Below are 22,393 nucleotides of genomic sequence, written 5' to 3'. Positions count from 1 at the left end.
CAGTGGCCGACAACGCGCGGGCGAAGAAGCTGGCGGACCTCATCCGGGAGGTGGTGGCCGAGAAGCTGCTGCGTGGCGTCAAGGACCCGCGCCTGGGGACACACGTCACCATCACGGACACCCGGGTCACCGGCGACCTGCGGGAGGCCACGGTCTTCTACACGGTGTACGGGGACGACGAGGAGCGGGCCGCCGCCGCGGCCGGCCTGGAGAGCGCCAAGGGCGTCCTGCGCTCCGCGGTCGGCGCCGCCGCCGGCACCAAGTTCACGCCCACCCTGACGTTCATCGCGGACGCGCTCCCCGAGAACGCCAAGACCATCGAGGACCTCCTCAACAAGGCGCGGGCCTCCGACGCGGCGGTGCGCGAGGTGTCCTCGGGCGCCCAGTTCGCCGGTGACGCCGACCCGTACAAGAAGCCCGGCGACGAGGACGACGCCACCGCATGAGCACCGCAGCAAAGACGCCCAATGAGGGGGGCGAGCGCGAAGCGCTCTCAGGCAAGGGCGGTGGTGGGCGACGGGACGGGCTTGTGATTGTCGACAAGCCGTCGGGCTTCACTTCGCACGACGTCGTGGCCAAGATGCGCGGCATCGCCAAGACCCGCCGCGTCGGCCACGCCGGCACCCTCGACCCGATGGCGACGGGTGTGCTCGTCCTCGGCGTGGAGCGCGCCACCAAGCTCCTGGGGCACCTCGCCCTGACCGAGAAGGAATACCTCGGTACGATCCGGCTCGGCCAGGACACCATCACCGACGACGCCGAGGGCGAGATCATCTCGTCCACCGACGCCTCCAAGGTGACCCGCGAGGGCATCGACGCGGGCGTGGCCGCCCTGACCGGCGCCATCATGCAGGTGCCGTCCAAGGTCTCCGCGATCAAGATCGACGGCAAGCGGTCCTACGCGCGGGTGCGCGGCGGCGAGGAGTTCGAGATCCCGGCCCGCCCGGTGACCGTCTCCTCCTTCCGCGTCTACGACGTCCGCGAGGCCGTCGCCGAGGACGGCACCCCCGTCGTCGACCTGGTCGTCTCGGTCGTCTGCTCCTCGGGCACCTACATCCGCGCGCTCGCCCGCGACCTCGGCGCCGGGCTCGGCGTCGGCGGCCACCTCACCGCGCTGCGCCGCACCCGCGTCGGCCCCTACGGCATCGACGCGGCCCGCACCCTCGACCAGCACCAGGAAGAGCTCACCGTGATGCCGGTCGCCGAGGCCGCGGCCGCCGCCTTCGCGCGCTGGGACGTGGACGCGCGCCGTGGCGGGCTGCTCCTGAACGGCGTCCGCCTGGACATGCCCGACGAGTACGCGCCCGGCAAGGCGGTCGGTGTCTTCGGACCCGACGGCGCCTTCCTCGCGCTGGTCGAGAACCAGAAGGGCAAGGCCAAGAGCCTGGCCGTCTTCGGCTGAGCCACGCGGCGCGGGCCCCGGCCCGCTCCGCGATCCCGCCCGCGCGCGTCCATCCGCCCGGCCCCGGTGATTCACCCCTTCGGGCGGGCGCTCGGAGTGAACGGCGGGGGCACAGGGGGCGCTTTTCCCAGGCGTCCTTCTCGGGCGGATCACCGCAGACCTACCGTTTCGGACATGGGACGTGGGGCGTGCGCCGAGGGCCGGGAGACGTTGGTCGACATCTGTGATCCGGCCGGGCGCGTCCGGGGAGCGGGGTTCGTCGCCGACCACCGAGGGACCGTCGTCACCAGCCACGAAGCGGTCGACGGACTGGGCGCGATGGTGCTGCGCGGCCCCGGCGGGCAGACCTGGCGCGCCGGGGCCGGCGATGTCACCGCGCTGCCCGAGGCCGGCCTCGCCCTCGTCCGCACCGACGGGCTCGGCGTGCAACCGCTGCCGGTCCGCGCCCGCGCCCACCAGGACATCGAGGCGGGCACCTATGTGCGGGTGGCGGCTTACGGCTGGCGCGAGGCCCGCGTCCTTGGCGCGTCCGCCATCACCTACCCCGCCACCGGACGCCGCCATCTCCTGGACGGCGTACTGGAGTTGGCGATCGGCACGGCCGGCGCCGAGGCCCTGCGGCCCGGCGGCGCGGCCAGTGGGGGCCCCGTCGTGGATCCGGCGACCGGCGCGGTCCTCGGGGTGGTCGCCACCGGGCTGCGCGCCGCGCACCCCGCCTGCGGCTTCGCGGTGCCGCTCAGTGCGACGGCGGGCCCGTTGGCCGAGCTGCTGCGGCGCAACGCCGCCACCGTGCCCGCCCACGGCCGCGACCTGAACCTCGCCGGAGCGCTCCAGCTCACCGCCACATCCGTCGGCTCGGCGAACGGCCCCGGCGCCCGGCGGGACCCGGTCGAACGGGGCGCCGTCCTCGGGCAGCTCGCCGCCTTCCACGCGGGCCGGGCCCCGGTGCTCGCCCTCGTGGGCGACCCCGGGACCGGACGCACCACCGAACTCGCCGCGCTCGCCGCCCGCCGGGCCCTGGGCCCCGAACCCGCGCCCACGCTCTGGCTGCGCGGCGCGGACCTGCGAGCCGACGACATCTGCCTGTCCGACGCCGTCGCCCGCGCCCTCCACCACGCGGCGCGCGTCGTCGCCGCCCCCACCGCGCCGGGCGAGGGCGCGGCCACCCCCGAGCGGGTGGCGCGCCTGGCGCGGGACGCCGGGCGGCCGCTGCTCGTCCTGCTCGACGGCCCCGAGGAGATGCCGCCACTCCTCGCCCACCGCCTCGGCCCCTGGACGGCCGCCACCACGGCCTGGCTCACCGGCGCCGGGGCGCGCATGGTCCTCGCCTGCCGCCCCGAGCACTGGGAGCAGGCCGGCGCCCACTACCCGGCGGGCACCCTGCACCCCGCGCCGCTGCCCCGGCTCCCGGACGCCGTACGCGTCGGCGACCTCGGGCGCGATGAGGCGCGGCGGGCCCGTGAACGCCTCGGCGTCCCGGACGGCGCGCTCGCCGGGCGCGACGCCCGCCACCCGCTGACGCTGCGCCTCTTCGCCGAGGTCCAGGCCGCGCTGCCCGGCGCCGTCGAGGGCAGGCCCGACCGCGAGGAGGTCTTCCGCGCCCACCTTGACCTGATGTGCCTGCGCGTCGCGGAACGCGTCGCCGCCTGCGCCGGCCCGCCGGTGGTCGGCGCCGGGGTGCGGCGCCTCGCGGCCCGCGTGGCCGGACAGGTCCACGAGGCCGCCCGGCACTGTCTCGGCCCGGGCCAGGGCGCGCTGGACCGGAAGGCGTTCGAGGAGATCTTCCCCTGGCGTACGGGATCGGCGGCGGCGGTGCTCACCGAAGGGCTGCTCGTACCGGCCGGCGCCGGCTACCGCTTCGCCCACGAGGAACTGGCCGACTGGGTGCAGGCGGCCCACCTCGACCTCGACGCGGCGCTCGAAGCCCTGGTGCACCGCTGGTACGAGAGGAGCGGGGCGCCGCGCGTCGTGCCCCGGCCGCCCGCCGGCAGCGCCGCCCCGGCGGACCCCGCGCCGTCCCCGCCCGCGCCGGGGCCGGACCCCGCCGCCGCGCCCCTGCCGGTGCCCCGGCACCGCGCCGGACCCGTCATCGAGGCCCTGCTGCTGCTCGCGAGCCGGCACGGATCCACTCAACTCGCCCTGAAGCTCAAGGAGTTGGTGGACGTCCTCGACCGCGCGCCGGCGCCCGGCACCGACCCCGGCCGGTTCGCCGACGCCCAGTGGTGGGCCGTACGCCTGCTCACCGCGACGCTGCTGCGGGTGCCCGACGCCCGGCCCTACCAGGAGGTGCTGCGGCTGCTCGCGGACCGCGTCGCCGACCGCTCATCGCGCGAGGGCTCCTCGGCGGACCTCGGGGCGCTGGGGGAGTTCGGGCCGTGGTTCTGGACCCGGCTGCGGCTCGGCGAGGACGGCAGGCTCGACCTTTTGCGCCGCCTCCTTCCCGCCGACGGGGTGCCTGGCGCCGCGCCCGGCCGGGAGCGCTATCTGGACGCCGTCGACCGCAGGCTCGCCGCCCGGCCCGGCGCCGTACAGCCGCTGCTGTGCCGCTGGTTCGGCGACGAGCGGCCCCTTGCCGTGCCGCCGGGGAGCGAGCTGCGGCCCACCGTGGCGCGGGCCGCGCAGGCCCTGCTGTACGCCCGCCGGGCGCTGGCGATCGACGACCTCACCGAAGCGCTGGTGGCCACCGGTCACGCCCGCGCCGAGGAGCTGCTTGCCCAGCTCGCCGAGGACGAGCCGTCCGCGCTGTGCCGGGCCGTGGAGCGCTGGGCCCACGACGAGCGGCCCGACCGCCGCGCCGCGGCCGCCGCCCTCGGCCCGCGCCTGACCCCGCGCACGCGCACCGAGGCCGACCACGCCCTGCTGCGCCGCGCCGCCCTCGCCCTGCGGGACCGCGCCGAGGACCCCGCCGGACGCGGCGCCGCGCTCGCCCTGTTCGACCGCGCCGAGGACCCTGCAGGGCGCGGCGCCGCGCTCGCCTTGCTGGGGCCGCGCTGAGGGCCGAACTGGCCGACTGGCTGCGTGAGGCGCCCCGGGAATGGGCCGCGCTTGCCGGTCCCGGCACCCGCCGCGCGGTGTGGACGCCGGCCACTCCCATGCCGATGCGGGCGCGGGCGGCCGGGCATGGCAGTCTTAGACCTGCATAACGCGTAAGGGTCAACGACGTACACGGGTTCGAGGAGCGGTCACAGTGCAGCGCTGGCGTGGCTTGGAGGACATCCCCCAGGACTGGGGACGCAGCGTCGTCACCATCGGCTCCTACGACGGGGTGCACCGCGGACACCAGCTGATCATCGGCCGGGCCGTGGAGCGCGCCCGCGCCCTCGGGGTGCCCTCGGTCGTGGTCACCTTCGATCCGCACCCCAGCGAGGTCGTGCGCCCCGGCAGCCACCCGCCGCTGCTCGCCCCGCACCACCGGCGCGCCGAGCTGATGGCCGAGCTCGGCGTCGACGCGCTGCTCATCCTCCCCTTCACCAGCGAGTTCTCGCAGCTTTCGGCCGCCGAGTTCGTCGTGAAGGTGCTGGTCGAGCAGTTGCACGCCAAGCTCGTGGTGGAGGGCCCCAACTTCCGCTTCGGGCACAAGGCGGCCGGCAACGTCGAGGTGCTGGCCGAGCTCGGCCGTACCTACGACTACGAGGTCGAGGTCATCGACCTGCGGGTGCGCGGCGAGGCGGGCGGCGGCGAGCCGTTCTCCTCCACGCTGACCCGCCGCCTCGTGGCGGCCGGCGACATCGAGGGGGCCGCCGAAATCCTCGGCCGCCCGCACCGCGTGGAGGGCGTCGTCGTGCGCGGCGCCCAGCGCGGGCGCGAACTCGGCTACCCCACGGCCAACGTCGAGACGCTGCCGCACACCGCGATCCCCGCCGACGGCGTGTACGCGGGCTGGCTCACGGCCGACGGCGAGCGGATGCCGGCGGCGATCTCGGTCGGCACCAACCCGCAGTTCGAGGGCACCGAGCGCACGGTGGAGGCGTACGCCATCGACCGCGTCGGCCTCGACCTGTACGGCCTGCACGTCGCCGTCGACTTCCTCGCCTATGTGCGCGGCATGGCCACGTTCGACTCCATCGAGGACCTGCTGGTGGCGATCGGCAACGACGTGAAGCGGTCCACGGAACTGATCGAGGCGTACGAGGCCGCGCGCGCCTGACGCGGGCGCACGCACAGTCTCAGCCCGGCCTGACGGCCCTCGCCCAGTGGCAGGCGACCTGCGCCGACGGATCACCCGTCAGGGCCGGCAGGTCCTCGGTGCGGCACAGGTCCGCCACGCCCGCGCGGCCGGCCTCGCCCGATGCCAGGACCGGGCAGCGCGCGTGGAAGCGGCAGCCGGCCGGGATCCTGGCCGGGTCCGGCGGCTCGCCCGTGAGGACCGCGGGGACGCCCGGTGTCTCCGGCAGGACCGACAACAGGGCCCGCGTATAAGGGTGCCGGGGGCGGAGCAGGACGTCCTCGACCGGGCCCGTCTCCACGACGCGGCCCAGGTACATCACCGCCACCCGGTCCGCGATGTTCCAGGCGAGCCCGAGATCGTGGGTCACCACCAGGGCGGACAGGCCCAGTTCGTCCCGCAGGCGCAGCAGCAGGGCCAGGATCTCGCCGCGTACCGAGGCGTCGAGGGAGGCCACCGGCTCGTCGGCGACGATCAGTTCGGGGGACAGGACGAGCGCGCCCGCGATCACCACGCGCTGACGCTGGCCCCCCGACAGCTCGTGCGGAAAGCGCGGGAAGAACCGCTCCGGCGGCCGCAGCCCCGCCCGGGACAGCGCCCCGGCCACCAACTCCCGCTCGACGCCCGGCACTTGGTGGATGCGCAGTCCCTCGGCGACCGCCTCGTACACCGTGTGCCGGGGGTTGAGCGAGCCGCTGGGATCCTGGAGCACCAGCTGGGCCCGCCTGCGGTACGCCTTGAGCGCCCGGGGGTGGTTGCTCAGCGGGCTGCCGTCGAAGCTCACCCCGCCCGCGCTCGGGACGACCAGGCCGAGCAGGGCGCGCGCCAGCGTCGTCTTGCCGCAGCCCGACTCGCCGACCAGAGCCACGATCTCGCCCCGGCCCACGGTGAGTTCGACGCCGTCGACCGCGCGGGCCGGCGGGCCGCCGCGCCGGCCGGGGAAGGTGACGTGCAGGCCGCTGGCGCTGAGCAGCGCGGACGCCGGGGTGGTCATCGCGTACTCCCCGCCGGCGGCTCCACATGTACGCAGGCCGCCCGGTGGCCGGGGCCCGCGGGGCGCAGCGGCTGGTCGTGCGTGGCGCAGACGCCGGCCGCGACCGGGCAGCGCGGATGGAAGGCGCAGCCCGGCGGCAGCGCGCCCGGATCGGGCGGATCGCCCGGCAGACCACGTGGCGCGCGGCGCGTGGCGGGGTCGCCGACGCGGGGGAAGGCGGCGGACAGGGCCCGGCCGTAGGGGTGGCGGGCCGCCGTGTGCACCGCGCGCGCCGGGCCCTCCTCGACGACGCGCCCCGCGTACATCACCGCGAGCCGGTCGCACGTGCCGGCCAGGACCGCCAGATCGTGGCTGATCATCAGCAGGCTGATGCCCTGGTCGGCCACCAGGGCCTCGATCAGGCGCAGGATCTGGGCCTGGATCATCACATCGAGCGCCGTGGTCGGCTCGTCCGCCACGATCAGGCCGGGCGAGCAGGCGAGCGCCATGGCGATCATCACGCGCTGGCGCTGGCCGCCGGACAGTTCGTGCGGATGGGCGCCGGCGCACGCGGCGGGCAGGCCCACCTGTTCGAGCAGGTCAACGACGCGGGCCCGGGCCCCGGCCGGGCCCGCGAGGCCGTGCAGCACGATCGGCTCCGCGATCTGGTCGCCGACGCGGTGCACCGCGTTCAGCGCGTGCATCGCCCCCTGGAAGACGATGGACGCGCCCGCCCAGCGCACCGCCCGCAGCCGCCCCCAGCGCATCGTCAGGACGTCCTCGCCGTCAAGGAGCACCGACCCCGACAGCGTCGCCGATGAGGGGAGCAGGCGCAGCAACGCCATCGCCAGCGTCGACTTGCCGCAGCCGGACTCGCCCGCGATGCCCAGCTTGCGGCCGGGCTCGATCGTGAGGTCGACCCCGCGCACGGCCGCGACGCCGCCCGCGTAGGTGACACGCAGATCCTTGATCTCCAGCAGACTCACCGGACCCCCAGCCTCGGGTCGAGGACCGCTTCGACGGCCCGGCCGCACAGCGTGAAGGACAGCGCCACCAGGGCGATCGCGATGCCGGGCGGCGCCAGGTACCACCAGTGCCCCGAGGAGACCGCGCCCGCCTCACGGGCGTCCTGGAGCATGCCGCCCCAGGAGACCACCGTCGGATCCCCGAGGCCGAGGAAGGCGAGGGTGGCCTCGGTGAGGATGGCGTTGGAGATGCCGAGCGTGGTCTGCGCCAGGACCAGCGGCAGCACGTTCGGCAGCACATGACGGCTCATGACGTGGCGGTGGCCACCGCCGAGCGCGCGGGCCCGTTCGACGTACGGGCGTGACTCCACCGCGATGGTCTGCGCCCGCACCAGGCGAGCCGTCGTCGGCCAGGACGTCACGCCGATCGCCAGGACCACCGTCCACACACTGTGCGCCATGACGGTGGCCAGCACGATGGCGAGCACCAGCGCCGGCATCACGAGGAACCAGTCGGTGATCCGCATCAGCACCGTGGCGAGCACGCCCCCGTAGTGCCCCGCGAGGATCCCGGCCAGGGCGCCGATCGCCACGCTCAGGGCCGCAGCGAGCAGCCCGACCGCGAGCGAGACCCGGGCGCCCCAGACCAGCAGGCCGAGCAGCGGACGCCCGAACTGGTCGGTGCCGAGCGGGAAGCGCGCACTGGGGGGCTCAAGGGCCCCGCCGGGCGCCCGGGTCACGCTCTGGATGTCCCCGCCGACGGTGAGCGGCGCCGTCAGCGCGACCAGCGCGATCGCCGCGAGAGCGAGCAGCCCGCAGAGCCCGGCGCGGCGCACCCGGTAGGCGCGCCAGAACCGGGCGAAGGAGTCACGGCGGCGCGCCCACACCAGCGAGCCGACGGCATCAGGGGCCGTCGTCATCGGCCCACCCGGGGATCGAGCAGCGGATACACCAGATCGGCCAGCAGGTTCAGCACGATCATCGCGCCGGCGAACACCATGAACAGGCCCTGGACCAGCGGGAGATCGGGCACGCTCAGCGCCTGGTAGAACAGCCCGCCGAGCCCCGGCCAGGAGAACACCGTCTCCACCAGGACCGAACCGGCCGCCACATGACCCGAATTGATGAACAGCATGGTGACCGTGGGCAGCAGCGCGTTGGGCACCGCGTGGCGGCGGCGCACCGCGACATCGCGCAGCCCCTTCGCGCGGGCCGTCGTCAGATAGTCGCCGCCCATCTCGTCCAGCAGCGAGGACCGCATGACGAGCAGGGTCTGGGCGTACTGCACCGCGACCAGTGTGACCACCGGCAGCACCAGATGGTGCGCCACGTCCAGGACGTACCCGAAGCCGCTCGTGTCGCCCGACGCCATGCCCCCGGTCGGGAAGAGACCCGGGACGGGGCCCGCGCCCACCGAGAACGTGATGATGAGCAGCAGCCCGAGCCAGAACGAGGGCACCGACCACAGCGTCAGGGCGAGCCCGGTGTTGAACCGGTCGCCGAGCCCGCCGTGCCGCCAGGCCGACCGGGTGCCGAGCAGGACGCCGAGCGCCGTGTAGAGGACCACGGCCGTTCCGGTCAGCAGCAGCGTGGCCGGCAGCTTCTCGGCGATGAGCGAACCGACGGGCGCGTGGAACTGGTAGGAGGTGCCCAGGTCGCCCGTGAGCGCCCGGCCGCAGTAGCGCGTGAACTGTCGCCACAGCGGCAGATCGAGCCCGAACTCGGCCCTGAGCGCGGCGAGTTGGGCATCGGAGACCTGACGGCCGTGGGTCATGGTGCGGACCGGGTCGCCGGGGACGATCCGGAACAGGAAGAAGCTGGTGACCAGGACGGCGAGGAGCGAGACCACCGCTCCCGTCAGCCTGCCGCCCGCGTACCGCAGACGGCCGAGCGCGAGCCCCGCCGCCCGGCCCGGCCCGCCACGGGCCGTGGCCGCCACCGGGGGCGCCTCGGCCGAACTCGCCGCCGTCACCGGCTACTCACGGTCGTCGGCGCCGGCGCGGCGGCGCAGAGCCACCCACGCTCCGAGCCCCGCCAGGGCGACGGCCCCCGCCACGACGGCCAGGACGGCGCCCGCCGAGGGCCCGGCGCCGCGCCGCGCGACCGCGCCGGGCCCGGGGACCGCCGACCACCAGCTCCAGTAGCCGTCCTGCCCGTAGATGTTGCCCCCGGCCTCGGGCATCGTCATGATCGACCGGATCTGGTCGGTGCGGTACGCCTCCACCGCGTTGGGGTACGCCATGACGTTGATGTACCCGGTGTCGTACAGGCGCGACTCCATCCGCCTGACCAGGTCCGCCCGCTTGGCGGTGTCGTACTCGGCCAACTGCTGCGCGTAGAGCTCGTCGAAGCGCCGGTCGCAGACGAAGTCGTCGGTCCGGCCGCTCACCGCCGCCGTCGCGGGCAGCGCGGCGCAGGTGTGGATGGACAGGACGTAGTCCGGGTCGGGGCTGACCGAGTAGCCGTCGAGCGCCAGATCGTACTCACCGGCCGCCCACGGGTCGCTGACGTTGTCGACGCAGTTCACCGTCAGGGTGACACCGAGCGCCGCCCACCACTCCTGGAGGTACTTGCTGATGGCCTTGTCGTTGGGGTCGACGGCGTGGCAGAGCAGCCGCAGGCCGAGCGCTCCGCCGTCCTTGCCGTGCCGCGCGCCGTCGGGCCCGCGCGGATAGCCCGCCGCGTCCAGCAGCGCGGCCGCGCGCGCCGGGTCGTACGCGATCCGCTGGCCGTCGGCGGGCCGCCAGAAGTACGCCCCGAACCGGGGCGGGATGTAGCCCTGGCCCTCGACGGCGTGGCCCTGGAAGACCTTGTCGACGATCATCGTGCGGTCGACGGCCGCGAACAGCGCCCGGCGCACCCTTGCGTCGAGCAGGGCCGGGTCGCCGTCGCCGAACCGTGTGCCGTCCCTGGAGCGCGCGCCCGGGTTGGTGGCGAGCGCGAGGAAGCGCCGGCCGGGCGCGTCGTTGACCTTGATGCCCGGGGCGGAGGCGAGCGCGGTGGTCTGCGCGGGCGTCAGGCCGGAGACGAAGGACACCTCGCCCTTGCGCAGGGCCACGACCGCCGCGTCGTTGTCCTTGTAGTACTTGAAGACCAGCTCGTCGAAGCGGGGAGCCCCGCGCCAGAAGCCCTTGTTCGGCCTGAGCCTGATGTACTGGTCGACCTTGTAGCCGGTCAGGACGAACGGCCCGGCGCCCACGACGGGGAAGCTCCGGTCGTTGTTGAACTTGGTGAAGTCGGCGACCTTGTTCCACACGTGCTCGGGCACGATCGGCACGTCGAGCGCGGTCATCGTCGCCTGGGGACGCGCGAGTTCGACGACGAGGGTGGCCGGGTCGGGCGCGGTGACCTTCTTGAAGTTCGCCACGAAGCTGCCGGTGGCGGTTGCCGCGCCCCGGTCCGTCATCATCTTCTCGAACGTCCACGCCGCGTCCCGGGCGGTGACCGGCTGCCCGTCGGACCACCGGGAGCCGGCCCGGATGGTGTACGTCCACGTCAGTTTGTCCGGCGAGACCTTCCAGGAGGCCGCGAGGCCCGGGATGGCGTGGCCGTCCCTCGGGTCGTACTCCGTCAGATACGGATACATCAGCCGGTGCACGCTGGTGCTGATCACCCGCTGGGCGAGGAAGGGGCTCAGGGAGTCGACGCTCTGCGAGACGGCGACGGTCAGGACCTTTTGCCCACCCTCGGTGTCGTCGGCCGGGGCGCCCTGGGCGGCGAGCGGGGCCGCCGCCATGAGCGCGAGGGCGGCCGTGACGGAGGCGGGAAGGCGGGTCCTCGACGGCCACCTCGTCCGGTGCGATGGAACTGTTCTTGCCATGGACGGTGACCTCGCGTCATCACTCGCACGGAGAAGCAGGGTTGATCGCGGGCCGCAAGCTGGCGGGATCGTCGGTCGGGCCGCGCGTCGCGGCGGCGGGCGTGGGCGAAGATTTACCAGGGTGGTCTAGACGTGTCAACGATGCCTCGCAGGCCATTTGGGCTGCGAAAACACGGCAGGCCCGCACCGATCGCGCGGTGCGGGCCCTGGGTGCCCCTGGGTGTCCCTGGTGGTGCTGGGAACCCCGGGTATTGCTGGATGACTCGGTCCTGCGGCGCCCTACTGCTGGGGCGCTGCGGGGGGCTGGGGCGCGGGGGGCGACTGCGGAGCGTGGCCGCCGTCCCCGTCCTGCCCGGGCCACCCGGGCGGCGGTACGTTCCCCTGCGGCTGCGCGGGGTTGGGGAAGGGCCGGCCCTGCGCGGGCGGGCCGGGCGCGTACGGCTGACCCGGGTAGGGCTGACCGGGCGCGGGCGCATTTGCGGCGTCCGGCGTCGGCTGGGGCCCGCCGGGGTGACCGGGGTGCGGCTGAGGCTGTGGCTGACCGGGGTGGAACTGCCCCGGATTCGGGAACGGCTGGCCCGGCTGCGGCTGACCCTGGCCGGGGAAGGGCTGGCCTTGTGCCGGGTAGGGCTGGCCTTGTGCCGGATAGGGCTGGGCCGGGAACGGCTGTCCCTGCTCCGGGCTGGTGAAGGGCTGACCGGGGAAGGGCTGGCCGGGCGCCGGCTGGCCCTGGGCCGGGTAGGGCTGGGCCTGCTCCAGGTGGGGCGCGCCCGGCGCGCCCTGCTGACCCGGCATCGGCGGGGCCAGCCGCGGGGGCGGGTTGTGGCCGTCGCCCGTCCACAGCCCTTGTTGCTGCTGCGCCCGTACGAAGTCCTCGGCCACCAGCGCCGAAAGGTTGAAGTACGCCTCCCGGGTCTTGGGCCGCATCATGTCGAGGTCCACCTCGGCGCCCGCCGCCAGGTGCTCGTCGAACGGGACCACGACCACACCCCGGCAGCGCGTCTGGAAGTGCTGCACGATGTCGTCCACCTTGATCATCTTGCCGGTCTCACGGACCCCGGAGATGACGGTGAGCGAACGCTGCACGAGATCGGCGTACCCGTGCGCGGAGAGCCAGTCGAGGGTGGTCGACGCGCTGGAGGCGCCGTCCACGGACGGGGTCGAGATGATGATCAACTGGTCCGCGAGGTCGAGCACGCCCCGCATCGCGGAGTAGAGCAGGCCCGTACCCGAGTCGGTGAGGATGATCGGGTACTGCTTGCCCAGGACATCTATCGCGCGCCGGTAGTCCTCGTCGTTGAACGTCGTGGACACGGCGGGATCGACATCGTTCGCGATGATCTCGAGACCGGACGGCGCCTGCGAGGTGAAGCGGCGGATGTCCATGTACGAGTTCAGGTACGGGATCGCCTGGACCAGGTCGCGAATGGTGGCCCCGGTCTCGCGGCGCACCCGGCGGCCGAGCGTGCCCGCGTCCGGGTTGGCGTCGATCGCCAGGATCTTGTCCTGCCGCTCGGTGGCCAGCGTCGCGCCGAGCGCGGTCGTCGTGGTCGTCTTGCCGACGCCGCCCTTGAGGGAGATGACCGCGATCCGGTAGCAGGACAGGACCGGCGTACGGATCAGGTTGAGCTTCTGCTGCCGCTCGGCCTCCTCCTTCTTCGCGCCGAACTTGAAGCGCGCGGCGCCGGCGGCCGGGCCCCGGCTGCTCTTGGGCTTGGGCTTGTTGTTGCGCAGCAGCCGGTCGGAGGACAGCTCGACGGCGGCGGTGTACCCGAGCGGTGCGCCGGGCATCGACCGCTCACGCTGGTCGTGCGTCATGGGCGAGGGCCACGCGGACCCGGCTCGGGGGTCGACAGGCGGCGCGGCCTGCACCTGCGGCGGCAGCGCGCCGCCCTGCCCCTGCTGCGGCACGGCTCCGCTCTGCCCGGCTTGGCCCTGCTGCGGCACCTGACCCGGGCCGGCCTGGCCCTGCGCCGGCCCCGGCACGGGCTGCGCGGGGGGCCCCGGAGGCTGCGCGCCGGGGTGCGGGAAGCCGTAACCGCCTTGTGGCGCTGGGGGGTTGGGGGTGGGGGTGTTCGGCGGGGTGGTGCCTTGCTGGTGCTGGGGGAAGCCGTAACCGCCGGGTGCGGCTTGGGGGTTGGGGGTGCTGGGCGGGGTGGTGGCCGGGTTGGGGAAGCCGTAGCCGCCCTGGGGTGCTTGGGGGCTCGGGGCGTTCGGCGGGGTCGCGGCCGGGTTGGGGAAGCCGTAACCGCCCTGTGGCGCTTGGGGGTTGGGGTCGCTCGGCGGGTTCGCCCCCTGCTGGGGGGAGTCGTAGCCACTGGGTGCGGCTTGAGGGTTGGGGGTGCTGGGCGGGGTGGTGGCCGGGTTGGGGAAGCCGTAACCGCCCTGGGGTGCTTGGGGGGCCGGGGTGTTCGGCGGGGTCGCGGCTGGTTGCGGGAAGCCGTAACCGCCCTGTGGGGCGGGGGAGTTGGGGTCGCCCGGCTGGTTCCCGCCCTGCTGGGGCGACCCGTACCCGTTCGGCTGCTGCGGCCACGCCGGGGCCTGGCCGGCCGCCGGGGCCGGGAAGGGGCCGGGCATGGGCTGCGCCTGACCCTGCCCCGGCCACTGGGGCGCGGGGGCGGGCGCGGCGGCCTGGAACGCGGGCGGCAGCGGGGGCAGTCCGGGCTGCGCTCCCCGCGCGCCCGGGGCCCACGGCTGGTCGGTCGGGGCGGGGGGCGCGTCCTGGGGCTCCGAAGCCGGGGCGTTCGACGGCGGGACGACGTCCGAGGGCGACGCGTCCGTGGGTGCGACGTTAGTCGGCGCGGCGTCCGTGGGTGCGGCGTTCGTGGGCACGGCGTCCGACGGGACGGCGTCCTGCGGCACGGCGTCTTCCGGCGCCGCGTCCTCCGGTACCGCGTCCGTGATCGGGCGATCCTCGGCGGCGGGTGTCGCGTCGTAGGGGGCGGCGTCCGTGACCGGCGTCGCGGTCGGGGCGGGCGCGGCTTCCTCCGGCACGGACGGAGTGTCCGCGAACGCGGCCGGGCCAGCGGCGTCCTGCGGCGCGGCATCGGCGACCCCGGCATCCGGAGCCAGGGCGTCGTCGGTGTCGGCGTCAGCGTCGGCGTCCGGCGTGGTGTCGGCGGGCGCCGCCGAGCCGCCGGTGGAGGTGTCGGCCTCCTCAGGGGCGGTTTCCGGCCGGTCGATGGGCGGCTCGGTTGCCTCGTCCGCGTCGGCCGACTTCACGGACGTACCGTCGAAGGGCCGGGCGGGGCCGCCATCGACGCCGTTCGCACCGGCCGGGCCCGTTACGTCATCGGCAGCCGCAGACCCGGCGAAGTCCGCGCGGTCCGTCGCGTCCGTCGCGTCTGTCACGTCCACCGGATCCGTCGCGGCAGGCGTGGCGGGCGTGGCCGCACCGTGGGCCACCTCGTCCGGAGCCACCTCGCCCGGTCCTGCCGGCGCGTCCGCGCGGGATGCCGGAACTGACGGGGTGTCAGGGGTCGGCGCCGGGACGGCCTCGCCGCGTGCCGCCGCGGCCTGCGCCTCCAGCTGCGCGAACTCCCGCTTCAGCGCGGTGGGCGAGAAGCGCATCGTGGCGCCGCTCTCGATGTCGCCGCCGCCGAAGGCCTGGCCGTCGTCCGTGGGGCGGCCCGCCCGGGGCGCGGCGGTGGGAAGCACCGGCGGAGGAAAGGCGGGCGCGGACGCCGGAGCGGGCGGCGGCGACGGGCTCCAAGTCGGCTGGAAACCGCCGGTCTCGGGCAGCCCCGGCACGTCGAGGGGCGCACCGGCCGGCGGCGGGGGCGGGAGCGGTGGGGCCCCCGCGCCGTCGGCCGACCGCGCGGGGGCCGGGGGCGCGGTGTCCTGCGCGCCCTGGGTGTACCAGGCGGGCGGGGTGTAGTCGATCGTGAACTCACCCGTGGTCTCGGGATCGGCGTCGGACCGATTCTCGTCGCGCGCGTTCCCGCCGGTGCGGAACTGGTCCTGGTCGCTGTTCACCGGTTTCCTTTCGTTCGCCTGTGACCGGGTGTAGGCCGTGAGGTTCATTGGCATGTACGGGTGGGGGTGGGCGCCTCCGCGCGATGGGCGCGGAGCCGTGCGCGGTCACCCGCCCCGCCCACCGCGAACGCCGCGACACCCCTGAACGTGAGGAGACGTTCGGATGCCCCGCCCTCGCCGTGGAGTCCCTGCCCCCGGTCCGTCCCACCCTAATCGTCGTCAATAAGCCACGGCAGGCCCGGCCACCTCCAGCCGCTTTCCCTCTGGTCACCCGCGCCCCACGGGCGCCACCGAAGTGACCGGGCGGGGGCGGAACGTGGGGGGCGAAAGGGTCAGATCAGGTCAACTCCCGCCCCGCGTCCCCTCTCAGTCGACCCGTCGGGCGTTCCCCAACAATCCGGTCTCGGTGTCGGTCGCCCGCGTCATGGTGAAGGAGCGGTCGCGGTCGTTGCACCAGAGCGTCACGCCGTCGGCCAGCGTCGAGAGGGCGTCCCGCTCGGTCGGCGGCAGGCTCATGATGCGGCCGACCAGCTCGGCCTCGTCCGGCGAGACCCGCTGCACTCCGACGAGCCGCGCCTGGCGGATCAGCCGAGGGGCGACCGGGCTGACATAGGGAAGCAGCGTGAGCACCGCCTGCCAGGGCGCCGACACGACCCGGCCGCGCGGCGGACGCATGCCGCAGTCCCGCACCACGAGCACCGGCTCCCCCGCCGACGGCCCGAGCGGGGGCACCCGGCCCACGTCGTGCACGGTCATGCCGCTCTGGCTGGCGATCGCGTGGGTGAGCCGCCCCCAGGCCTGCGCGCGGCCGGTCTCGACCGCGACCCGTACGCCCGTCGCCGCCGCCCGCAGCGCGAGCACCTGGGCCGTCCACAGACCGCCGATGAGCACGATGTCGTACGCGGTGGGTCTGCTCAGCCCGAGCACGGCGGGCCGACCCTCGGTGTCCACCCCGACGACCACCCCGTCGTCCCCGATCGGCAGCGCCAGCGCGTCCAGCTCATCGACGGGCAGGGTGTGCCTGCGGTGGCGCGGCCCGATGAGACCGAAGCCGGCGCGCGGGCCGGGGCGCGAGGAGCGCGCCGATGTCGTCGCGGCCATCAGCGGGCGCCTCCGAACGGCAGAGTGGCGAGCATGCCGGGCAGCTGCTCGTGGTCCAGCGGCACGAGCTGGGCGCCCGCCTCGCGCGCGGCCCGCGCCAACGCCTCGCGGGAGGCGGCCAGTTCGGCCTCGCCCCGGCCGGTGACCCTGACGTGGCCGCTGAGGGCGGCCTCCTGGCCTCCGGCGGGCGCGATGGTGAGGCTGAACGTGGTCGCGAGCGCGGGGACCGCCGTCAGGAGGGCCACCAGCTGCGGCAGCCCGCCCGCTCCCGGGCCCGCCTGGATCCTCGGCCAGCGGCGCACCCAGTACGTGGTGTGCCTGCGGTTGTCGCAGCGCCAGGACCGCGCGGACTCCTCGGTACGCCGCTGCGGCGCGTCCGCCCGGCCCGCCTGCGCCGTGACCAGCGGATTGGCGCAGGCCGACGTGGCCACCGCGTCCGCCAGTTCCTCCTCGGTCAGCACCGTGGCGCGCAGGCCGGCGCCGGTCAGCCGGCTCGCCAGGTGCAGCGCGGTCCGCGCCACGCACTTCTGGGCGCCCGCCATGCCGCCGCCGCGCGCGGCCACCGCCCGGGGGCACAGCAGCGGGTCGAGTTTGAGGGCGATCCAGGTGATGCGGACGGCGGGCGAGGCGGTCTCGGCGTGCAGCGGCGCGTAGTTGGTGACCGCCACCGACTGCTGGGGCAGCCGCAGCGCGGGCGCCGGCTGGGTGTGCAGCACGATCTGCGCCGACTCCAGGCGGATGTCGTCCACCCGCAGCGCGTCACGCACCAGGCCCAGGGGGAGGGGGCGTTGGTCCCGGCCGGCCCGCAGCGCCGTCGCGTCCGATTCGACCTGGAGGACCACGGTGAGGAAACTCCCGTCCCCGACCATCCCGATGGGCCGCTGGTCCCGGTCGCCGTGGCTGTACGTGCGCAGCTCCGGGTCGCACTCCACGGCGGGCGCGAAGCCCGGCAGGGTGCCCGGCGGCACCTCGGCGCCGTCCGCGTACCGCCGGCGCGCGCGCAAGGACCGGGCGGTGCCCAGCCATGCGGGCAGTGAGCGCCCGCGACGGCGCACCAGCGCGAGCAGCACGAGCACCCCGGCCACCGGCCCCGAGGCCACCAGGGTCATGGGCCCCACGACCCACGCGGCGAGCAGCAGGGCGGCCGCCGACTCGATCAGGACAAGTTGTTGCAGGCGAAACGAACCGAAGCGGCCGGAACGGGACTTGAGACGGGGCGCGACCGCGCCGGGGGCCGGCGGCCCCGGCTCCCCCGAAGCCCCCGCGACCGGCCGCGCACCAGTGGGCAAGCGGACCCCCGCACCGCTGCCGGGCGCACCGGAGCGCTCCCGCGTCCCTGTCGGCGAAACCATCCCGCACCCCCCGAACTCCCCGAAAGCCCCTGGCCGATAAGGCCCTTGAGGGCCCGTCCACCCTACCCGCCCCGGGCGTACGATCACGTAACAGGCATAGTAGGGCGCCGGTCTGACAACGGGGGCGGGAGGCCGGGCGGCTCCTCCCGCTCCGCACGGGGACAACGGAGAACGCGGACACTCATGGCATCACGGCGGGACGAACTCAACGCGTACACCTTCGCGAAGCGGCGTACGCTCGCGGCCTTCATCCAGCCCTCGCCGACGGGTACGGACGAGGGGGCGCCGCGCCCCCTGCGCGCCGTACTGCCGACCACGGTGGCGGCGGTGGTGCTGCTCGCCGCGTTCGGCGCGTGGGGCATGTTCCGGCCCGCCGCGCCGCCCGGCTGGGACACCCCGGGCGAGAAGGTGATCATCGCCAGCGAGTCCACCACCCGGTACGTCGTGCTGAGCACCGACGGCAAGAAGGAGTTGCACCCCGTCCTCAACATGGCCTCCGCCAAACTCCTGCTCGACCCGGCGAAGGGCGAGGTGGTCAAGGTCGACGAGTCCGTCCTCGACAAGGGCACGCTGACCCACGGCGCCACCCTCGGCATCCCCTACGCCCCCGACCGGCTGCCCACCCCGAAGGAGGCCGGGTCCCCCAAGCGCTGGGCGGTGTGCGAGCGTCCGGGCGACGGCGGACGCGCGATCCAGAAGGCCGCGTTCGTCCTGTCCGGCCAGGACCGGGACCGGACGGACGGCGCGAGCCGCCTGACCGGCGGCGAGCTCCTGTATGTCGTGGGGGCCGAGGACAAGAAGCGCTACGTCGTGGACGCGCGGGGCACCAAGTACGAGGTGGGCAGCGACGAACTCCTGCTGCGCGCCCTGGTCGGCGCGGGCCGCGAACCCGAGCGGGTGTCCAAGGAGTGGCTGGAGACCCTTCGCCCGGGTGACCCCATCACCTTCCCCGAGGTCGAGGGGAAGATCGGCGACCCGGCCCAGGTGCCCGGCACCCTCGCGCCCGACGCCAACCGGATCGGCATGGTCCTGCGCGCCCCGAACGGCGCGGGCAGCCAGTACTACCTGGTGCGGCGGGGCAGGGTCTCGCCGGTCTCCGACTTCACCGCCAAGCTCCTGCTCAACAGCAGGGCGCTGGGCGAGCTCATGAGGACGGGCCAGGCCGTGGACGTCAACGCCGCCCAGTTCACACCCGAGACCACCGAGTTCACCGCCCAGCGCGACTGGCCGCGCCGGATGCCGGTGGCCGTCAACGACGCGGGCACCGGCGGCGGCAGCCGCAACACCGTCTGCAACGTGCTGCGCGACGTCGACAAGAACAACGGCGCCACGACCTTGAGCACCTGGGCCGCCACCGACTTCCCCGCGTCCCTGCCCACCGGTTCCAGCAGCGCCTATGTGACGCCCGGTTCCGGCCAGCTCTTCCGCCAGATCCAGGGCTCCCAGACCCAGACGGGCGGCCTCTTCCTGGTGACCGACACGGGCTTGCGCTACGCGATGCAGTCCAACAGCGACAGCGCCGACGGCGACGCGGGCGCGGGGCTGAGCGCCGAGCAGCGCAAGCAGCTCGACCAGGAGGCCCAGCAGGCCCAGACCCGGCTCGGCTACGCCAGGTCCGAGCCGGCGCCGATCCCGATCAGCTGGTCCACGTTCCTGCCCACCGGGCCCCGCCTCTCCACCGGGGCGGCCCGCCAGCCCCAGGGCTCCTGAAGGGCGCCCGCCGATGACGTACCCGCTCAAGTCCCTTGCCCTGTCGGCCGCGGCGGCCCTGACGGTGCTGACGTGCCCCGCGACCGCCACCGCGACCGCCGCCTCCCCGGCGGACGGCGGCGACCAGTGCACCTTTCCCGCCAAGCCGTACGCGGGCCGCCCCTGGGCGCTTCAGCGCGTCCTGCTCGACGAGCTCTGGCACCAGTCCACCGGCAAGGGCGTGAAGGTCGCCGTCATCGACACCGGCATCGACACCGCCAACGCCCAGCTCAAGGGCGCGGTCGAGGTGTCCTTGGGCACGAACCTCCTGCCCAAGGACCTCAAGGACGCCGACAACAAGCCACTGCCGCGCGGCGCGGAGAACGGCACCACGGACACCGTCGGCCACGGCACCAAGGTCGCCGGGATCATCGCGGCCCGCCCCGCCGCCGGCACGGGCTTCGTCGGTCTCGCCCCCGACGCCACGATCATCCCCGTCCAGCAGAACGACGCCGAAGGCCACGGCACCGCGCAGACGCTGGCCAACGCCATCCGCTACGCGATCGGCGCGGGCGCGGGCGTCATCAACATCTCCCAGGACACCGCGAACGCCGTGGAACCGGCGGCCGCCCTGAAGCAGGCCGTGGACGCGGCGCTCGCCAAGGAGATCGTGGTGGTCGCGTCGGCGGGCAACGACGGCCTCGGCGGCAACGTCAAACCGACCTACCCCGCCTCCTACCCGGGCGTCCTCGCGGTCGCCGCCTCCGACCGCAACAACGAACGGGCGGCGTTCTCGCAGTCCGGCGCCTTCGTGGGCGTGGCCGCGCCCGGCGTCGACATGATCTCCACCGTGCCCGGCGGCGGCCACTGCGCCGACAACGGCACCAGCTTCTCCGCCCCGTACGTCGCGGGCGTGGCGGCCCTCATCAAGGCCAAGCACCCCCGCTGGACCCAGCGCGAGATCGTCGCCCAGATCCAGCAGACCGCCGAACGCTCGGTGGCCGGGCACGACCGCCTGGTCGGCTGGGGTGTGGTCGACCCGGTCCGCGCCCTCACCGAGGACGACCACCCCATCGAGGCCCCGGTCGCCCACGAGGGCGTCACCCCCGCCCGCGCCCCCACGCCCGCCGCCCTCCACATCGGCGAGAGCGACGAACAGCGCACCCGGCGTCTGGCCACCTATGTGGCGGTCGGCGCGGCGGTCCTGGTGGCGGTCCTGAGCGGAGCGGCCGTGGCGCTCAGGGACGCGCGCCGCAGGAGCCGGCGGCCGGCCGGCGCAGCGAACTGAGTAGACGTACTCATGTGCCTCGCGTCAACTCGCCGTACTTTCACCAGTGCTGAGCGGACCGAGCCCAACTCCTGGCCGGGAAAGCGCTGGTGGGCGAGTGAGGGGCCATGGCTACAGTGACTGCGGTGCGTCAAACGACGTCGCTCGTGCGTGACGATCGCATTCCGGTACGGGCGGACCGCGCCGGGGGCCGACACCGGCCGGCCCCATGGCGCGGCGCCCGGGGCGGCTTGATCCTCAGCCACAACTGACCACCACGCCACTTCCGCACCACCACCACGAAGGGAAACCGCCCCATGTCGAAGGACCAGCGGGTATCCGACAGCGATATGGCCCACCTGGAGACGCAGGTTCTCCAGAAATTCGAGTCGGTCAAGGGCCAGCTCAACAGCCTGCAAGGGGTGATCGACGGGCTCGAAGGCGCCTGGGAGGGCATCGGAGCCGGCGCGTTCGACGGGAAGCAGACGGCCATCAATCGCCAGATGGTCCACCTGGGCAACATGCTGCTCGACTTCCTCGAGGCGATGAAGGCGACCCGCACGCTCAAGGGCGACACCGACGCGGAGGTCCACAAGGCCCTCATGGGCATCGACGTCGTGGACGGCTACAGCGGCGACGCGGCGGCCACCGCCGCGATCACCTCGAACCTCAGCACCTACTGACGGGCCCGCCGCGCCGGCCCCGGACACGGCGCGCCGCTCCACCACGGGCACACCCGCCCACCAGCCTTTTCACCAGAAAGATCGGGGAAGCCATGCCCAAGAACAACGACGACGTCCTCGGAGTGACGTACGCCAGCCTCGACGACGCGGCCCGCGCCATCAAGAGCCAGGCCGACAAGCTCAACCAGGACCTCGCGGACATCAAGAAGCTGGTCGACACAGCCGCCCACAACTGGCACGGCGAGGCCCAGCAGGCGTACGCGCAGAAGCAGCAGGAGTGGAACCGGACGGCCGACAGCGTCCACATCTCGCTGACACAGATCGCCCAGGCGGTCTCCGACGCCGGCCCGACCTACCAGGCCGGCGACCGCAGGGCGGCCGCGCACTTCCAGTAGGGGAGCGCCGGCGGCGAAAGACCGGCAAGAAACAGGCACTACGGACGGGGTGGGCGCGCGCGGGAGGCGCCCACCCCGTCCGCGCTGGAAACGCGGCCCGGCGGCCGCCGCGTGGTCGCCCCGCCTGCACCGCCGCGCCCCGCACCGCCGCGCCGCCCGCTACTGCGGCGGCGCCTCAAGGCCTCCGTTGCGTACGGACGGCTCCAGGTCGAACTCCCCGTCCCGCGCGCCCAGGACGAACGCCTGCCACTCCGCCTCCGTGTACCGCAGCACCGTGTCCGGGTCCACCGAGGACCGCATGGCCACGGCGCCCGCCGGCAGATAGGCGATCTCGACCCGCTCCTCGTCCTTCGACGTGCCGGGAGCGCTGTGCCACTCCACCCCGGAGATGTCGAGCGCGTACAGCTCGTTCTTCTCGCGCTCCTTGCGCTCGCGCAGTTCCTTGTCCTGTTCCTCAGCCATGACGGAGCGATTCCTTCCAGACGTAGCGACGGGCCTGCCAACCGGCCGTCTGATCAGCGTACTTGGCAGGTCGCGGCCCGGACGGGGAGGCGGAAAGAATCACGAGAACGGATCTCACCGCCCTCACCGCCCCAGCCGCCCCCC

At 74.5% G+C, this 22,393-nt stretch carries 16 protein-coding genes and 1 pseudogene; 8 read left to right on the top strand and 9 right to left on the bottom strand.

What is annotated here, in order from left to right; genetic code table 11:
• Positions 1–2 precede the first annotated feature (2 nt).
• The 4 genes and pseudogenes from rbfA (at position 3) to ACFYM2_RS31540 (ending at position 5,549) form a co-directional block, all read left to right on the top strand.
• Positions 3–446: a 30S ribosome-binding factor RbfA gene (gene rbfA / locus ACFYM2_RS31555; RefSeq protein ID WP_359000644.1), complete on the top strand. Its 444-nt coding sequence runs from the start codon at positions 3–5 to the stop codon at positions 444–446.
• Positions 443–1,402: a tRNA pseudouridine(55) synthase TruB gene (truB, locus tag ACFYM2_RS31550; RefSeq protein WP_350232985.1), complete on the top strand. Its 960-nt coding sequence runs from the start codon at positions 443–445 to the stop codon at positions 1,400–1,402. Before rbfA ends, truB begins: the two co-directional genes overlap by 4 nt.
• Before the next feature lie 174 nt (positions 1,403–1,576).
• Positions 1,577–4,375, top strand: a pseudogene (locus ACFYM2_RS31545) (trypsin-like peptidase domain-containing protein); the annotation flags it as partial.
• A gap of 214 nt (positions 4,376–4,589) precedes the next feature.
• The gene (locus tag ACFYM2_RS31540; RefSeq protein ID WP_359000638.1) at positions 4,590–5,549 is read left to right on the top strand and encodes a bifunctional riboflavin kinase/FAD synthetase; all 960 of its coding nucleotides are present in this window, start codon (positions 4,590–4,592) and stop codon (positions 5,547–5,549) included.
• Positions 5,550–5,568: 19 nt separating this feature from the next.
• Here the strand turns inward: ACFYM2_RS31540 and ACFYM2_RS31535 are convergent, their stop codons facing one another.
• The 8 genes from ACFYM2_RS31535 to eccE all read right to left on the bottom strand — a co-directional run bounded on the left by ACFYM2_RS31535 (position 5,569) and on the right by eccE (position 17,753).
• Positions 5,569–6,561, bottom strand: a complete 993-nt coding sequence (locus tag ACFYM2_RS31535) for an ABC transporter ATP-binding protein (protein WP_388840953.1) — start codon at positions 6,559–6,561, stop codon at positions 5,569–5,571.
• Complete coding sequence (locus ACFYM2_RS31530; RefSeq protein ID WP_359000632.1) at positions 6,558–7,526, bottom strand: ABC transporter ATP-binding protein; 969 nt, start codon at positions 7,524–7,526, stop codon at positions 6,558–6,560. Before ACFYM2_RS31530 ends, ACFYM2_RS31535 begins: the two co-directional genes overlap by 4 nt.
• Entirely contained in the window at positions 7,523–8,425 is a 903-nt protein-coding gene (locus ACFYM2_RS31525; RefSeq protein WP_388840950.1) for an ABC transporter permease, read from the bottom strand. The genes ACFYM2_RS31530 and ACFYM2_RS31525 overlap by 4 nt, the downstream gene beginning before the upstream one ends.
• The gene (locus tag ACFYM2_RS31520; protein WP_388840947.1) at positions 8,422–9,477 is read right to left on the bottom strand and encodes an ABC transporter permease; all 1,056 of its coding nucleotides are present in this window, start codon (positions 9,475–9,477) and stop codon (positions 8,422–8,424) included. The genes ACFYM2_RS31525 and ACFYM2_RS31520 overlap by 4 nt, the downstream gene beginning before the upstream one ends.
• Positions 9,478–9,480: 3 nt before the next feature.
• Complete coding sequence (locus tag ACFYM2_RS31515; RefSeq protein WP_359000627.1) at positions 9,481–11,241, bottom strand: ABC transporter substrate-binding protein; 1,761 nt, start codon at positions 11,239–11,241, stop codon at positions 9,481–9,483.
• A 363-nt stretch (positions 11,242–11,604) separates the two neighbouring features.
• A complete protein-coding gene (locus tag ACFYM2_RS31510; protein ID WP_388840943.1) occupies positions 11,605–15,300 on the bottom strand; it encodes an SCO5717 family growth-regulating ATPase in 3,696 nt (1,231 codons plus the stop codon).
• Positions 15,301–15,666: 366 nt separating this feature from the next.
• The gene (locus ACFYM2_RS31505) at positions 15,667–16,401 is read right to left on the bottom strand and encodes a hypothetical protein (RefSeq protein WP_388459481.1); all 735 of its coding nucleotides are present in this window, start codon (positions 16,399–16,401) and stop codon (positions 15,667–15,669) included.
• Positions 16,401–17,753: a type VII secretion protein EccE gene (gene eccE / locus ACFYM2_RS31500; protein WP_388459482.1), complete on the bottom strand. Its 1,353-nt coding sequence runs from the start codon at positions 17,751–17,753 to the stop codon at positions 16,401–16,403. Before eccE ends, ACFYM2_RS31505 begins: the two co-directional genes overlap by 1 nt.
• Before the next feature lie 183 nt (positions 17,754–17,936).
• On the opposite strand from eccE, the gene eccB reads away from it, so the two are divergent.
• From eccB to ACFYM2_RS31480, 4 genes are all read left to right on the top strand, one after another.
• A complete protein-coding gene (gene eccB, locus ACFYM2_RS31495) occupies positions 17,937–19,463 on the top strand; it encodes a type VII secretion protein EccB (protein ID WP_359000615.1) in 1,527 nt (508 codons plus the stop codon).
• A 13-nt stretch (positions 19,464–19,476) separates the two neighbouring features.
• Positions 19,477–20,730 carry a type VII secretion-associated serine protease mycosin gene (gene mycP, locus ACFYM2_RS31490; protein ID WP_388840940.1) on the top strand — a complete coding sequence of 418 codons (1,254 nt, stop codon included), beginning with the start codon at positions 19,477–19,479 and terminating at the stop codon, positions 20,728–20,730.
• Positions 20,731–21,026: 296 nt separating this feature from the next.
• Positions 21,027–21,392 (top strand): WXG100 family type VII secretion target, encoded by a 366-nt coding sequence (locus ACFYM2_RS31485; protein ID WP_350233001.1) that lies wholly within the window; start codon positions 21,027–21,029, stop codon positions 21,390–21,392.
• Positions 21,393–21,484: 92 nt separating this feature from the next.
• The gene (locus tag ACFYM2_RS31480) at positions 21,485–21,787 is read left to right on the top strand and encodes a WXG100 family type VII secretion target (protein ID WP_359000609.1); all 303 of its coding nucleotides are present in this window, start codon (positions 21,485–21,487) and stop codon (positions 21,785–21,787) included.
• Between the two features lie 159 nt (positions 21,788–21,946).
• On the opposite strand, the gene ACFYM2_RS31475 is transcribed toward ACFYM2_RS31480, so the two are convergent.
• Positions 21,947–22,249: a DUF397 domain-containing protein gene (locus ACFYM2_RS31475; protein WP_359000606.1), complete on the bottom strand. Its 303-nt coding sequence runs from the start codon at positions 22,247–22,249 to the stop codon at positions 21,947–21,949.
• Positions 22,250–22,393: the final 144 nt, after the last annotated feature.

It is taken from the genome of Streptomyces sp. NPDC006711, from assembly GCF_042869775.1.
Classification (GTDB): domain Bacteria; phylum Actinomycetota; class Actinomycetes; order Streptomycetales; family Streptomycetaceae; genus Streptomyces.
Note: the sequence above shows the minus strand (reverse complement) of the source record. Positions and strands in the feature narration are given on the sequence as shown.